Origin of the sequence: Pseudomonas sp. DTU_2021_1001937_2_SI_NGA_ILE_001, from assembly GCF_032463525.1 — a bacterium.
Taxonomy (GTDB): Bacteria; Pseudomonadota; Gammaproteobacteria; order Pseudomonadales; family Pseudomonadaceae; genus Aquipseudomonas.
Genome location: NZ_CP135971.1, coordinates 2,963,000 through 2,977,041, shown reverse-complemented (window position 1 = coordinate 2,977,041; position 14,042 = coordinate 2,963,000). Strand labels below are relative to the sequence as shown.

Here is a 14,042-nt window from a genome sequence, read left to right as displayed (position 1 = left end):
CTGAAGCTTCTCCTGCAGAAAAATACAGGCAATAAAAAACCGGCCCAGGGGCCGGTTTTTCAAGAACAGGTCAATCAGGCAGCTTCTTTCAGTGCCTTGATGTGGCCATTCAGGCGGCTCTTGTGGCGAGCAGCCTTGTTCTTGTGGATGATGCCTTTGTCGGCCATACGGTCGATGACAGGCACAGCCAGGGTGTAAGCGGCTTGCGCTTTTTCTGCGTCTTTTGCGTCGATGGCTTTGACCACATTCTTGATGTAGGTACGAACCATGGAACGCAGGCTGGCGTTGTGGCTGCGACGCTTCTCAGCCTGTTTTGCACGTTTTTTGGCGGAAGGTGAGTTGGCCACCGTCAAGCTCCTCGAAAGACTTCTTTATGAAATAGCTAACAAACAAGGCCGCGAATCATGCCGATGCGCCAGACGAATGTCAAGGGCGGATGCAAGTTTACGCCGAGTGGTCTTGGCGCGTGGCCGGTGATTCATTTCCGGCGCTGGCGCTGTAAACTCGCGGCTTTTGGCTTCGGGCTCGAAAGGGCGCGGAGTATGGCATGAAATGGCGCGCAATGCGCGTCCACCAGTCGAGGCGTACCCTTTCGCATGAACCTGCTCAAGTCTCTGGCTGCCGTCAGCTCCATCACCCTGCTATCCCGGGTGCTGGGTTTCGTGCGCGACACCATCATCGCCCGGGCCTTTGGCGCGGGCATGGCCACCGATGCCTTCTTCATTGCTTTCAAGCTGCCCAACCTGTTGCGACGGATCTTCGCCGAAGGGGCGTTCTCCCAGGCGTTCGTGCCTATCCTGGCCGAGTACAAGAACCAGCAGGGGGAGGAGGCGACCCGCACCTTCGTGGCCTATGTCTGCGGCCTGCTGACTCTGGTGCTGGCCCTGGTGACCCTGCTGGGTGTGCTGTTCGCGCCCTGGATCATCTGGGTCACCGCGCCGGGGTTCGCCGATACGCCGGAGAAATTCGCCCTCACCTCCGATCTGCTGCGGGTGACCTTTCCTTATATATTGCTGATCTCGCTGTCATCGCTGGCCGGTGCCATTCTCAACACTTGGAACCGCTTCAGTGTGCCGGCCTTCGTGCCGACGCTGCTCAACGTCAGCATGATCCTGTTCTCGCTGTTCCTGATTCCGTACTTCGATCCGCCGATCATGGCGCTGGGCTGGGCGGTGCTCGCCGGTGGCCTGGCGCAGCTGCTTTACCAGCTGCCGCACCTGAAGAAGATCGGCATGCTGGTGCTGCCGCGCCTCAACCTGCGCGACACCGGTGTGTGGCGGGTGATGAAGCAGATGCTGCCGGCGATTCTCGGGGTGTCGGTGAGCCAGATCTCGCTGATCATCAACACCATCTTCGCGTCGTTCCTGGTGGCCGGCTCGGTGTCGTGGATGTACTACGCCGACCGCCTGATGGAGCTGCCGTCCGGCGTGCTGGGCGTGGCGCTGGGTACCATCCTGCTGCCGATCCTGTCGAAGACCTACGCCGACCGTGACCGCCATGAGTATTCGCGGATTCTCGACTGGGGGCTGCGCCTGTGTTTCGTACTGGTGCTGCCCTGCACCCTGGCGTTGGGTCTGATCGCCGAGCCGCTGACCGTCGCGCTGTTCCAGTACGGCAAGTTCGATGCCCATGATGCGCTGATGACCCAGCACGCGCTGATTGCCTATTCGGTAGGGCTGTTGGGCATCATCCTCATCAAGGTGCTCGCGCCCGGTTTCTATGCCCAGCAGAACATCCGAACCCCGGTGAAGATCGCCGTGTTCACTCTGGTGGTCACGCAACTGCTCAACCTGGCTTTCATCGTACCGCTGCAGCACGCCGGGCTGGCCCTGGCCATCAGCGTCGGGGCGACGCTCAATGCGCTGCTGCTGTTCTGGCAACTGCGCCGGCAGCGACTGTTTCAGCCGCAGCCTGGCTGGCCGCTGTTCCTGGGCAAGCTGTGCGTGGCGGTGGTGGTGATGGCCGGTGTGCTGCTGGCACTGATGCACCTGATGCCGGCCTGGGAGCAGGGTGGCATGCTTGAGCGTCTGCTGCGTCTGGGGGTTCTGGTGGCTGCCGGCGCCGCGGCCTACTTTGCCATGCTGCTGCTGCTGGGCTTTCGTCTGCGGCATTTCGCCCGCAAGGCGATCAAGTCGTAAGGCTTCTGTCGTAGCGGGCATTGTCTGGGTATAATCGGCCACTTTATGAGCAAGATGCGCGTTATGCAGCTGGTTAGAGGCCTTCACAACCTGCGCCCCCAGCACCGGGGCTGCGTCGCCACCATTGGCAACTTCGACGGCGTCCACCGTGGCCACCAGGCGATCCTGGCGCGCCTGCGCGAGCGCGCGGTCGAGCTGGGCGTGCCCAGCTGCGTGGTGATCTTCGAGCCACAGCCCCGCGAATTCTTCACCCCCGACAGTGCCCCGCCGCGCCTGGCACGCCTGCGCGACAAGATCGAGCTGCTGCGTGGCGAGGGCGTTGACCGGGTGTTGTGCCTGTCTTTCAATCAGCGCCTTGGCGGCCTGAGCGCCACCGAGTTTGTCGACACTATCCTGATCGACGGCCTGGGCGTGAAGCATCTGGAAGTGGGCGACGATTTCCGCTTCGGTCATGACCGTTCCGGCGATTTCGACTTCCTGCGCCAGGCGGGTGCCGCTCAGGGTTTCAGCGTCGAGGCGGCGCAGACCGTCGAGATCGACGGCATGCGGGTCAGCAGTACCAAGGTCCGCGATGCCCTGGGGCAGGCCGATTTCACCCTGGCCGAGCACCTGCTGGGCCGCCCGTTCGGCATCGCCGGGCGTGTGCTGCATGGCCAGAAGCTGGCGCGCCAGCTGGGCACGCCGACCGCCAACGTGCAGCTCAAGCGCCGTCGGGTCCCGCTGAGCGGCGTTTACCTGGTCAGCACGCTGATCGATGGCAAGGCCTGGCCCGGTGTCGCCAACATCGGCGTGCGGCCTACCGTGGCCGGCGACGGCAGCGCCCACCTGGAAGTGCATGTTCTGGATTTTGCTGGTGATCTCTATGGCCGGCGTTTGACGGTGGTGTTCCACCACAAGCTGCGTGATGAGCAGCGTTTCGCCTCGCTGGAGGCCCTCAAGGCGGCGATCAATGCGGACGTCGCCGCCGCCCGTGCCCATTGGCATGGTCAACCCGACGAGCGTCCATGAGCTGCAGTCGAGTGCCGTGCGGGCGAGCGCAGACTTTTCATTTGCACATTCTTACCAAGAGCCTGAAATGACCGATTACAAAGCCACGCTTAATCTTCCGGACACCGCCTTCCCGATGAAGGCCGGCCTGCCCCAGCGCGAGCCGCAGACGCTGCAGCGTTGGGACAGCATTGGCCTGTACCAGAAGCTGCGCGAAATCGGCAAGGACCGTCCCAAGTTCGTCCTGCACGACGGCCCGCCCTATGCCAACGGCAAGATTCACATCGGTCATGCACTGAACAAGATCCTCAAGGACATGATCGTGCGTTCCAAGACCCTGGCCGGCTTCGACGCGCCGTATGTACCGGGTTGGGACTGCCACGGTCTGCCGATCGAGCACAAGGTCGAGGTCACCCACGGCAAGAACCTCAGCGCCGACCAGACCCGCGAACTGTGCCGCGCCTATGCCGCCGAGCAGGTCGAGGGCCAGAAGGCCGAGTTCATCCGTCTGGGCGTTCTGGGCGACTGGAGCAACCCGTACCTGACCATGAACTTCGCCAACGAGGCCGGTGAAATCCGCGCCCTGGCCGAGATGGTCAAGGGCGGCTTCGTGTTCAAGGGCCTCAAGCCGGTGAACTGGTGTTTCGATTGCGGTTCGGCGCTGGCCGAAGCGGAAGTCGAGTACCAGGACAAGAAGTCCGCGACCATCGATGTGGCCTTCCCGGTTGCCGACGAAGCCAAGCTGGCCGCCGCGTTCGGCCTGCCGGCGCTGGACAAGCCTGCCGCGATCGTCATCTGGACCACCACGCCCTGGACCATTCCGGCCAACCAGGCGCTGAACGTCCACCCTGAATTCACCTATGCCCTGGTCGATATCGGCGACCGCCTGCTGGTGCTCGCTGAAGAGCTGGTGCAGGCCTGCCTGGCGCGCTACAAGCGCGAGGGTTCGGTCGTCGCCACCGCGACCGGCAAGGCGCTGGAGCTGATCAACTTCCGTCATCCGTTCTACGACCGCCTGTCGCCGCTGTACCTGGCCGAGTACGTCGAGCTGGGCGCCGGCACCGGCGTGGTCCACAGCGCCCCGGCGTACGGCGTGGACGACTTCAACTCGTGCAAGAACTACGGCATGAGCAACGACGAGATCCTCAGCCCGGTGCAGAGCAACGGCGTGTATGTCGAGTCCCTGGAGTTCTTCGGCGGCCAGTTCATCTTCAAGGCCAACCAGAACATCATCGACAAGCTGGCGGAAGTCGGCTGCCTGATGCACACCGAAACCATCAACCACAGCTACATGCACTGCTGGCGCCACAAGACCCCGCTGATCTACCGCGCCACCGCGCAGTGGTTCGTCGGCATGGACCGCCAGCCGGCCAGCGGTGCCAGCCTGCGCGAGCGTTCGCTGCAGGCCATTGACCAGACCAAGTTCGTTCCAGCCTGGGGGCAGGCGCGCCTGCACTCGATGATCGCCAACCGCCCGGACTGGTGCATCTCGCGCCAGCGCAACTGGGGCGTGCCGATCCCGTTCTTCCTGCACAAGGAAAGCGGCGAGCTGCACCCGCGTACCGTCGAGCTGATGGAAGAAGTGGCCCAGCGTGTCGAGAAACAGGGCATCGAGGCCTGGTTCAAGCTTGACGCCGCCGAGCTGCTGGGCGACGAAGCCGCCAGCTACGACAAGATCAGCGACACCCTGGACGTGTGGTTCGACTCCGGCACCACCCACTGGCACGTACTGCGTGGCTCGCATGACATTGGCCACGAACAGGGCCCGCGTGCCGATCTGTACCTGGAAGGCTCCGACCAGCACCGTGGCTGGTTCCATTCCTCGCTGCTGACCGGTTGCGCCATCGACGGCCATGCGCCGTACCGCGAGCTGCTGACCCACGGCTTCACCGTGGACGAGAACGGCCGCAAGATGTCCAAGTCGCTGGGTAACACCATCGAGCCGCAGAAGGTCAACGACACCCTGGGCGCCGACATCCTGCGTCTGTGGGTTTCGGCCACCGACTACTCGGGTGAAATGGCCGTTTCCGAGCAGATCCTGCAGCGCAGCGCCGATGCCTACCGGCGTATCCGCAACACCGCGCGCTTCCTGCTCTCCAACCTGTCCGGCTTCAATCCGGCCACCGACCTGCTGCCGGCCGACCAGATGCTGGCGCTGGACCGCTGGGCCGTGGACCGTGCGCTGCTGCTGCAACGCGAGCTGGAGGAGCACTACGGCGAATACCGCTTCTGGAACGTCTACTCGAAGATCCACAACTTCTGCGTGCAGGAGCTGGGCGGCTTCTACCTGGACATCATCAAGGACCGCCAGTACACCACCGGTGCCGACAGCACCGCGCGGCGCTCCTGCCAGAGCGCGCTGTTCCACATCGCCGAGGCGCTGGTGCGCTGGATCGCGCCGATCCTGGCATTCACCGCCGACGAGCTGTGGCAGTTCCTGCCGGGCGAGCGCAACGAATCGGTGATGCTCAATACCTGGTACCAGGGCCTGAGCGAACTGCCGGAAGGCTTCGAGTTGGACCGCGCCTACTGGGAGCGTGTCATGGCGGTGAAGGCGGCGGTCAACAAGGAAATGGAAAACCTGCGCGCGGCCAAGGCCATCGGCGGCAACCTGCAGGCCGAAGTGACCCTGTACGCCGAAGACTCCCTGGGCGCCGACCTGGGCAAGCTGGGCAACGAACTGCGCTTCGTGCTGATCACCTCCACCGCCAGCGTCGCGCCGTTCGCGGCAGCGCCGGCCGATGCCGTGGTCACCGAGGTCGCCGGGCTCAAGCTCAAGGTGGTCAAGTCGGCCCACGCCAAGTGCGCACGCTGCTGGCACCACCGCGAAGACGTCGGCAGCCATGCCGAACATCCGGAAATCTGCGGTCGCTGCGTCGACAACATCAGCGGTGCCGGTGAGGTGCGCCACTATGCCTGATCACGCTGCGGGCCGTTTCGGTCGCTTGTCCTGGCTGTGGCTGAGTGTGCTGGTACTGGTCATCGACCAGGCCAGCAAGTACTACTTCGAGCACTCGCTGAACCTGTACCAGCAGATCATCGTGATTCCGGACTACTTCAGCTGGACCCTGGCCTACAACACCGGCGCGGCCTTCAGCTTCCTGGCTGACAGCGCTGGCTGGCAGCGCTGGCTGTTCGCGCTGATCGCCCTGGTGGTCAGCAGCGTGCTGGTGGTCTGGCTCAAGCGCCTGGGACGCAACGACACCTGGCTGGCGGTGGCCCTGGCACTGGTGCTGGGCGGTGCCATCGGCAACCTCTACGACCGCGTGGTGCTGGGCCATGTCATCGACTTCATCCTGGTGCACTGGCAGAACCGCTGGTACTTCCCGGCGTTCAACGTCGCCGACAGCGCGATCACCGTCGGTGCGGTGATGCTGGCGCTGGACATGTTCAAGAGCAACAAACGTACAGAGGCCGCCCATGACTGAGCACTCCCCACAGGCTGAGACTCGGATCGCTCAGAACACCCAGGTGACGCTGCATTTCGCGCTGCGCCTGGAAAATGGCGACACCGTCGACAGCACCTTCGACAAGGCGCCGGCCACCTTCAAGGTCGGTGACGGCAACCTGCTGCCAGGCTTCGAAGCGGCGATCTTCGGCTTCAAGGCGGGCGACCACAAGAGCGTGCGCATCCCGCCAGAGAACGCCTTTGGTCAGCACAACCCACAGAACGTGCAAACCATGGCACGCTCGCAGTTCGAAGGCATGGAGCTGTCCGAAGGCCTGCTGGTGATCTTCAACGACGCGGCCAACACTGAGCTGCCCGGTGTGGTCAAAGCCTTCGACGACCAGCAGGTGACCATCGACTTCAACCATCCGCTGGCCGGCAAGGCGCTGGAGTTCGAAGTCAGCATCCTTGAGGTCACGGCGCTGGCTTCCTGAGCCAGGCCGCATTCCGAGCCGTGGCGGCCCCGGCCGCCAGGCGCCGCTCCAGTAACCTTACGCAAGCGCCAGACGCAGCCGAGGCACAGCATGCAAATCAGACTCGCCAACCCCCGCGGTTTCTGCGCCGGCGTGGATCGCGCGATCGAAATCGTCAACCGCGCCCTCGAGGTATTCGGGCCGCCGATCTACGTGCGCCATGAAGTGGTACACAACAAGTTCGTGGTCGAAGACCTGCGTTCGCGCGGGGCGATCTTCGTCGAGGAACTGGATCAGGTGCCGGACGACGTCATCGTGATCTTCAGCGCTCACGGCGTGTCCCAGGCGGTGCGCAATGAGGCAGCCGCGCGCGGCCTCAAGGTGTTCGATGCTACCTGCCCGCTGGTGACCAAGGTGCACATCGAGGTGGCCAAGTACAGCCGCGATGGTCGTGAATGCATCCTCATCGGTCATGAAGGTCACCCCGAGGTGGAAGGCACCATGGGCCAATACGACGCCAGCAACGGCGGGGCCATCTACCTGGTGGAAGACGAAGACGATGTTGCCAACCTGCAGGTCAAGGACCCCGAGCGTCTGGCCTTCGTGACCCAGACCACGCTGTCGATGGATGACACCAGTCGGGTCATCGACGCCTTGCGCCAGCGCTTCCCGGCCATCGGCGGGCCGCGCAAGGACGACATCTGCTACGCCACCCAGAACCGCCAGGATGCCGTCAAGCAACTGGCCAGCGAATGTGACGTGGTACTGGTGGTGGGCAGCCCGAACAGCTCCAACTCCAACCGCCTGCGCGAGCTGGCCGAGCGCATGGAAACTCCGGCCTACCTGATCGATGGCGCCGAAGACCTGCAGCGCAGCTGGTTCGACGGTGTGAACAACGTCGGCATTACCGCTGGCGCCTCGGCGCCGGAAGTGCTGGTGCGCGGCGTGATCCAGCAACTCCAGGCCTGGGGCGCCGCTGGGGCCGAAGAGCTGGACGGGCGCCCGGAGAACATCACTTTCTCGATGCCCAAGGAATTGCGCGTCAAGAACGTCGGTTAACCGCAGGGCGGATGCTCCACGCGCCGCTCTGCCAGCCGGACCTGCCCGGTGATCGCCACGATCACCTGGTAGTCGCTGCTCGTCTGCCGGGGCTGGCAGACATGCAGGGTGCCGTTGGCCGCTCCCAGCAACCCGCCCAACCCTGAAAAGCTGAGCTTCTCCGCCACCTTGCTGTTGCCCACGATACGCACCCGGCCATCGAGCGCGCGTTCGACCAGCAGCGGTCCATCCGGGCGGCCGGTGTTGTGTTCGGCAATGATCTGCCAGCCGTAGCTCCAGTCCTGGTCGATGGCCTGGATGGTCACCTTCTGGTTGCGGCTGATCGCCGCCACGCGTGCCGCACGAATGCCGCTGGCCAGTTCCCGCGCGGCGGTGAGCCGTTGCTGGTTCTCGTACAGCTCGCCCAGGCCGGGCGCGGCGGTGCCAATCAGCAGGCTGAGGATGGCCAGGGCGATCAACAGCTCTACCAGGGTGAAACCGCTCTGTTTCATGTCTCTTCCCTCCTTGGAAGAGGTGCTTCACACTCGTCAGCGAAAAAGCACCGTATATCCTTATAAGCGTTGTTAAGTGTTGCAGCGGCTTTATAGTCGTCCCGTCAAGGAGACACTCGATGCGTCATCACGCCAAGGCCTTCACCCTCGTCGAATTGTTAGTCACTGTGTCGCTGGTTGGCATCCTGGCGGCCATCGCCATTCCCAGCTTCAGCAGTTCGATCCAGAACAACCGCGCCGAAACCGAAGTCAGCGAACTGCAGCGGGCGCTGAACTACACGCGCCTGGAGGCGATCAACCGCGGCATCACCCTGCGTATCGCGCCGGTCAGCGGCAGCGACTGGACCACGGCGTTGCAGGTGACAGACCCCACCAATAGCAACAACCCGGCCATCCGTAACTTCCTGGACATGAGCAGCGGTGCGGCGATCAATACCGGGAATGTCGCTGCAATCGATTTCAACAACCTGGGTGGGGTTTCTTCGCCGGCCAATGCGGTGACCATGACCTACACCCGTGGCTCGATCACCCGCACCCTCACTGTCTGTCTGACCGGCAGGATCGTTCTGAATGGGAACTGCAATGCGTAAGGCCGGCCGAGTACCCCAGGCGGGCATGACCCTGATCGAGGTGCTGATTTCGGTACTGATCCTGGCCATCGGCTTGCTGGGCGCCGCGGCCATCCAGCTCAATGCGCTGAAATACACCGACAGTTCGGCGATGAGCAGCCAGGCCAGCTTCATCGCCTACGACATGATGGACCGCATCCGCGCCAACGTGATCGGTAACGCCACGGGCAATGGCTCGACCAATGTGCTCGCCACCTACGCGCTGGCCAACCTGGCAGCAACACCAGCGCGGGGCACCGACGCCCGTTCCATCGACCTGAACGACTTTCAACAAAACGTGACCAACCTCGCCGGCACCGATGGCGCCAACAGCAGCATCGCGGTGAACGGGCAGGTGGTGACCATCACCATCCTGTGGAACGACACCCGCGCCGCCAGCGCCAGTGATCAGGCGCTGGCGGCGACGGCATCCGGCAACCAGCGTTCATTTCAGATCCGTTCGCAGATCGGTGTGACAACCACCGGAGCGACACCATGAAGTCTCGGGTGCGCGGTTTCGGGCTGGTGGAAATCATGGTGGCCCTGGTGCTGGGCCTGGTGATCAGTGCCGGTGTGGTGCAGGTGTTCATCGCCGCGCGTGGCACCTTCGCCAGCCAGGGCTCGGCAGCGCGCATGCAGGAAGATGCACGCTTCGTGCTCAGCAAGATGGTGCAGGAACTGCGCATGACCGGCATGTACGGCTGCCTGGGCACTGACAGCTACACCTTGGCGCCGACAGCGCCAGAGATTTCCCGGACCACGACGGTGGCGCTGAACAATCCTATCCTGTGGGATAGCACCACCAGCACCCTGACGCTGGTCACCGCTGATATCGGCACGACAGGCACCTCGCCCACCTGGACCATTCTGTCCAACTGCCAGACTGCGTCCCAGCTGTTTGCCGGCGCCAGGGCGCCGGCTGCCGGACAGACAGCTTTCCCGTTGCGGCAGCTGTTCTACAGCTTCGCCAATAACACCCTTAGCGTAAGGAGCCAGCTGACTGCGACACCTCAGCCTTTGCTGCAGAACGTGATCGACTTTCAGATTACCTTCGGCCTGGCGGGCAGCCCGATGACCTACGTCAACAATCTCACGGCGGCTAGCGCTGCAGAGGTTCGCAGTGTGCGTATTGCATTGACGCTGCGAGACCCGGATGGCCGGGTCAGGGACCAGGCCTACTCGGTCGTCGCTTACCTGCGTAACCGGTTGTGATCGGCTATTTCATGAAACAAGAAAGGAGAGGGTGGCAATGACCCCGTTGCGCAATGCGCCGTCCCGCCAGCGAGGCATGGTGCTGCTGGTCAGCCTGGTGTTCCTGCTGCTGCTGACCATGCTCGGCATCTCGTCCATGCAGAACGCCAGCCTGCAGGAGAAGATGGCCGGCAGCGTGAGCCTGCGCAACCAGACCTTCCAGACCGCCGAAGCGGTATTGCGTGTGGGCGAGTCGCAGATCAATGCCAGCTTTCAGCTGGCCCAGTGCGCCAATGCTACCGCCTGCTTGCCGCCGACCGATTCCACCATCGTGACCCGAGCGGGTTCGGGATCGGGGGGGGCGGTCACCTGGGTAGCAGTCGGCGATGGCGCTTTCTACGCCATCCAGAACCTGGGCACCACGGCAAGTCCGGTGCAGCGGCCACCCAACTGCAGTGGCTCGGCGACGTTGTACCGGGTGACCGCCGTGGCCATTCAAGGACCGTCGCGTACTGTACTGGAGAGTATCTATGCCAATTGCTAAGGCCCTGCTGCACGTGGGCAGGTATCTGGCGGGGGCCTTGTTGGGGTTGTACCTGGCCGCGCCGACCTATGCCTTCAACCCGGCCCAGGTGCCACTGCTCAGTGCGCCGGCGGTCACGCCCAACGTCATGCTGCAAGTGGATAACTCCGGCAGTATGGACACCATCATCACCGCCACGGGCTACAACCCGTCCGTCAACAACGGGCCGATCTATACCCCGGTGTACAGCTGCTTTCTGATCTTCTGTGGCTATTCGCAAGGCAACCAGGTCAGTAACGGAACAGCCGATTACGTGTTCGTCGGCAACCTGAGCAGAAATGGCTGCAGTGGCACCAACGCCTATGCGTTCTACAGAAACTCCAACGCGATCATCTGCATCACCCTGGCCGACCCGGCCGGCTCGGGCAATACCCGTTACCCGATCAACTACCTATCCTGGCTGGTCTCCGAGGTCAACGCGGGGCGAAGCGTTTCAGGCATCCCCACTCAAAGCCGCCTGACCACGGCCATATCCGTGGCGCAGAACCTGGTGCAGAACAACCGCGCGCTGCGCATTGGTCTGGCCGCCTACAACCCACCCATCCCTGGCGGCGACCTCGGGCCGGGAGGGAGCATCAAACAACTGGTGGCCGATCTCTCGCCGGTGGCAGCCAATGCCTACCAAGCCGCTGTTAGCCAGCAGACCGCCGATACCAACTACAACAACCTGCGCAACGCCATCGCCAACCTCAAGGCCGAGGCCAATACCCCGTTGGCGGAAACCTACTACCAGGTCACGCGATACTTTCGCGGTCTTTCGCCATACCCGGCCTATAACGGTTCGCCAGCGACCTACACCAGCCCCATCCAGTACCGCTGCCAGAAGAACTACGGTGTGGTGATCACCGATGGCCTGCCCACCTATGACAGGACCTTTCCCAACAACGATCCGGACGACCCCAACGGCTGGCTGCCCAACTGGGACCGTATCGCCAACGACGGGCCGGGCGGTGATGACGAAGGCGATACGCTGTATCTCGATGACATTGCCAAGTTTGCCTACGACATCGACATGCGTCGGGATTCGCGCACGCCGGGCGGCGACTTGACGGGCAAGAGCTGGGACACGGCGGGTTTTTCGGTGCAGAACATGAGCACCTATACCGTAGGCTTCACCACCAATGACCAGATGCTGATCGATGCGGCGGATAGTACCCATGGCCGAGGCCGGTACTTCCAGGCCAACGACAGCGCCGCACTGAACACAGCACTGAGCCTGACCCTTGGCGATATTTATGCCAAGGCCGGTTCCGGGGGCGGTGGCGCTGCAAGTACCTCTACCTTGCAGACCGGCACGCGCTTTTACGAGACGCGCTATGACCCTGCCGATTGGCACGGTACGATCCGCGCCTACCAAGTGAATGCGACTACCGGTACTCCCGGGGCGATTCTCTGGACCACCGACAGCACCATCACCAGCGGTGCCAGTACCGTCTTTGAGTCTTGGAACACTGCCACACCGGCACGCATCGCCTTGGACTTCAATAATTTCTCCCCGGACCAGCAGTCGGCGATCAACGCCACCCTGCCCAGCGGGGTTTCGGGCACAACGCTTATCAACTGGAGCAAGGGGACGGCCAATGCTGCCCTGCGGACTCGAACGCAGCTGCTGGGTGACATTGTCAATTCTCCGCTGGTTACCGCGATGCCAGGTGACAAGACCGCTGTGAGCCTGGCCGGTGATACCAGTTATTCGGACTATCTGACAAGCAAGGCTGCCGGCATGACCAACAGCCTGCTGGCCAACTCCAACGATGGTTTCTTTAACGTTATCAATGCCGAAAACAATAGCCAGCAAGGTACGCGTCGCTACGCTTTCATGCCGTCATCGGCGCTCACCTCGTTAGCCACTGTGGCTTCCACGTCCTATGGCTCCGGGGCGCATAAGTTTACGGTCGACGGACCCATTTCGGTCTTCGATACCCAGGCCGGTGCAGGTTCGCCTTGGCGCACAGTGGCCTATGGCGCGACCGGCGCGGGAGGCAAGGCGTACTTCGCCGTCAAGCTGTTCGATGCAGGCAGCAACACCCCAACGGCACTCTGGGAGATCAAGGCGCCAGACGCCTCCACTCCAGCCAACAAATTCAACAACCTGGGGTATGCCTACTCCAAACCCGATGTGGCACGCATGGCCAATGGCACCGGCATCATGGTGATTGGCAATGGCTATGGAAGCTTCACGGGGCGAGCCTCGCTGTATGTCATCAACGCCAATACCGGCGAGTTCATTACTGAGATCCAGACGCCGCAGTTGAACAACGAAACTGACAACGGTTTGTCTTCAGTCAGGTTGCGGGTCAACGCGCAGAACGTGGTGCAGGCCGCTTATGCCGGCGATCTCAAGGGGCGGATGTGGAAGTTCGATCTTAGTGATGCCAGCCCTGGTAACTGGAAGCTGGCGTTCAATGGCCAGCCACTGTTCACGGCTCCGGGTGGTGCCGCTCAGCCCATCACCGTACAACCGTTGCTGCTGGACCATCCGCAGAATGGCAAGCTGGTCTATTTCGGCACCGGCAAATTCAGCGAGCTTAGCGACAAGCAGACTACCGCCCAGCAGGCTTTCTATGCCATCTGGGATGCAGAAGGCGGGGCGGGTAATATCGTCCAGGGTAACCTGCAGCCGCAGGCAATCAATGGAACGGTTACCGGCAGCAACGCAACCTACTTCACCTCGACCAGCAACGGTATGGACTGGAGCACCCGCAAGGGTTGGTATCTGCCATTGGCTACGGCTGCACCGTACCTTGGGGAGCGGGTGATTTTTCCGGCGCAATCGCTGCGCAATCGTATTCTCTTTACCTCTGCGGCGGTGAACTCCACAGACCCCTGTGAAAGCGTTGGTAGCGGTCGCCTGTTCGAACTGGATGCCGTCACCGGCAACATGTTCAGCTACCCGGTGCTGGATACCAATGGTGATGGGAAAATCAATGCTTCCGACTCCATAGTGTCAGGCATGGGGTTCGCGGGGACCCCAGTCGTGGCTGCTATCGTTTTGGGAACGGGCGGGGTTCCTGACATCAAATACGTTCTGAGTGCCTCAGGGCCCATGGCAGTCCCCAACCCTCCTGGTACGAATATCTTCCAACGCATCATGTGGCGCCAGATCCAGTAGAAAGGAGCATTC

The 14,042-nt window shown here is 62.5% G+C and carries 13 protein-coding genes; 11 read left to right on the top strand and 2 right to left on the bottom strand.

What is annotated here, in order from left to right; all coding sequences use genetic code 11:
* Positions 1-74: 74 nt before the first annotated feature.
* Positions 75-347 (bottom strand): 30S ribosomal protein S20, encoded by a 273-nt coding sequence (gene rpsT, locus RRX38_RS12655; protein ID WP_295473173.1) that lies wholly within the window; start codon positions 345-347, stop codon positions 75-77.
* A 249-nt stretch (positions 348-596) separates the two neighbouring features.
* Between rpsT and murJ the strand changes: the two genes are divergently transcribed.
* From murJ to ispH, 6 genes are all read left to right on the top strand, one after another.
* Positions 597-2,138, top strand: a complete 1,542-nt coding sequence (murJ, locus tag RRX38_RS12650) for a murein biosynthesis integral membrane protein MurJ (protein WP_295473171.1) — start codon at positions 597-599, stop codon at positions 2,136-2,138.
* A gap of 63 nt (positions 2,139-2,201) precedes the next feature.
* Positions 2,202-3,146 (top strand): bifunctional riboflavin kinase/FAD synthetase, encoded by a 945-nt coding sequence (gene ribF / locus RRX38_RS12645; RefSeq protein ID WP_295473170.1) that lies wholly within the window; start codon positions 2,202-2,204, stop codon positions 3,144-3,146.
* 67 nt (positions 3,147-3,213) lie between these two features.
* Positions 3,214-6,045: an isoleucine--tRNA ligase gene (ileS, locus tag RRX38_RS12640; protein ID WP_315959491.1), complete on the top strand. Its 2,832-nt coding sequence runs from the start codon at positions 3,214-3,216 to the stop codon at positions 6,043-6,045.
* Positions 6,038-6,553, top strand: a complete 516-nt coding sequence (gene lspA / locus RRX38_RS12635) for a signal peptidase II (protein WP_315959490.1) — start codon at positions 6,038-6,040, stop codon at positions 6,551-6,553. The genes ileS and lspA overlap by 8 nt, the downstream gene beginning before the upstream one ends.
* A complete protein-coding gene (locus tag RRX38_RS12630) occupies positions 6,546-7,007 on the top strand; it encodes a peptidylprolyl isomerase (RefSeq protein WP_295473164.1) in 462 nt (153 codons plus the stop codon). Before lspA ends, RRX38_RS12630 begins: the two co-directional genes overlap by 8 nt.
* A 90-nt stretch (positions 7,008-7,097) precedes the next feature.
* Complete coding sequence (gene ispH, locus RRX38_RS12625; RefSeq protein WP_315959489.1) at positions 7,098-8,045, top strand: 4-hydroxy-3-methylbut-2-enyl diphosphate reductase; 948 nt, start codon at positions 7,098-7,100, stop codon at positions 8,043-8,045.
* On the opposite strand, the gene RRX38_RS12620 is transcribed toward ispH, so the two are convergent.
* Positions 8,042-8,536 (bottom strand): GspH/FimT family pseudopilin, encoded by a 495-nt coding sequence (locus RRX38_RS12620; protein WP_295473160.1) that lies wholly within the window; start codon positions 8,534-8,536, stop codon positions 8,042-8,044. The two genes, ispH and RRX38_RS12620, sit on opposite strands and share 4 nt — an antisense overlap.
* A 119-nt stretch (positions 8,537-8,655) precedes the next feature.
* On the opposite strand from RRX38_RS12620, the gene RRX38_RS12615 reads away from it, so the two are divergent.
* The 5 genes from RRX38_RS12615 to RRX38_RS12595 are packed head-to-tail and all read left to right on the top strand — an operon-like array spanning position 8,656 to position 14,030.
* Positions 8,656-9,126, top strand: a complete 471-nt coding sequence (locus tag RRX38_RS12615) for a GspH/FimT family pseudopilin (RefSeq protein ID WP_315959488.1) — start codon at positions 8,656-8,658, stop codon at positions 9,124-9,126.
* Positions 9,119-9,643 (top strand): type IV pilus modification protein PilV, encoded by a 525-nt coding sequence (gene pilV / locus RRX38_RS12610; protein ID WP_315959487.1) that lies wholly within the window; start codon positions 9,119-9,121, stop codon positions 9,641-9,643. Before RRX38_RS12615 ends, pilV begins: the two co-directional genes overlap by 8 nt.
* Positions 9,640-10,356, top strand: coding sequence for a PilW family protein (locus RRX38_RS12605; RefSeq protein ID WP_315959486.1), 717 nt, complete (start codon positions 9,640-9,642; stop codon positions 10,354-10,356). The genes pilV and RRX38_RS12605 overlap by 4 nt, the downstream gene beginning before the upstream one ends.
* A gap of 37 nt (positions 10,357-10,393) precedes the next feature.
* On the top strand, positions 10,394-10,879 hold the full coding sequence (locus tag RRX38_RS12600; RefSeq protein ID WP_315959485.1) for a PilX N-terminal domain-containing pilus assembly protein: 486 nt from the start codon (positions 10,394-10,396) through the stop codon (positions 10,877-10,879).
* A complete protein-coding gene (locus tag RRX38_RS12595) occupies positions 10,866-14,030 on the top strand; it encodes a pilus assembly protein (protein WP_315959484.1) in 3,165 nt (1,054 codons plus the stop codon). Before RRX38_RS12600 ends, RRX38_RS12595 begins: the two co-directional genes overlap by 14 nt.
* Positions 14,031-14,042 lie beyond the last annotated feature (12 nt).

Coding starts and splice junctions, on each gene's coding strand:
- ispH (WP_315959489.1), top strand. CDS start 7,098: ATGCAAATCAGACTCGCCAACCCCCGCGGTTTCTGCGCCGGCGTGGAT.
- RRX38_RS12615 (WP_315959488.1), top strand. CDS start 8,656: ATGCGTCATCACGCCAAGGCCTTCACCCTCGTCGAATTGTTAGTCACT.
- lspA (WP_315959490.1), top strand. CDS start 6,038: ATGCCTGATCACGCTGCGGGCCGTTTCGGTCGCTTGTCCTGGCTGTGG.
- RRX38_RS12630 (WP_295473164.1), top strand. CDS start 6,546: ATGACTGAGCACTCCCCACAGGCTGAGACTCGGATCGCTCAGAACACC.
- pilV (WP_315959487.1), top strand. CDS start 9,119: ATGCGTAAGGCCGGCCGAGTACCCCAGGCGGGCATGACCCTGATCGAG.
- RRX38_RS12595 (WP_315959484.1), top strand. CDS start 10,866: ATGCCAATTGCTAAGGCCCTGCTGCACGTGGGCAGGTATCTGGCGGGG.
- RRX38_RS12600 (WP_315959485.1), top strand. CDS start 10,394: ATGACCCCGTTGCGCAATGCGCCGTCCCGCCAGCGAGGCATGGTGCTG.
- RRX38_RS12620 (WP_295473160.1), bottom strand. CDS start 8,536: ATGAAACAGAGCGGTTTCACCCTGGTAGAGCTGTTGATCGCCCTGGCC.
- murJ (WP_295473171.1), top strand. CDS start 597: ATGAACCTGCTCAAGTCTCTGGCTGCCGTCAGCTCCATCACCCTGCTA.
- ileS (WP_315959491.1), top strand. CDS start 3,214: ATGACCGATTACAAAGCCACGCTTAATCTTCCGGACACCGCCTTCCCG.
- ribF (WP_295473170.1), top strand. CDS start 2,202: ATGCAGCTGGTTAGAGGCCTTCACAACCTGCGCCCCCAGCACCGGGGC.
- RRX38_RS12605 (WP_315959486.1), top strand. CDS start 9,640: ATGAAGTCTCGGGTGCGCGGTTTCGGGCTGGTGGAAATCATGGTGGCC.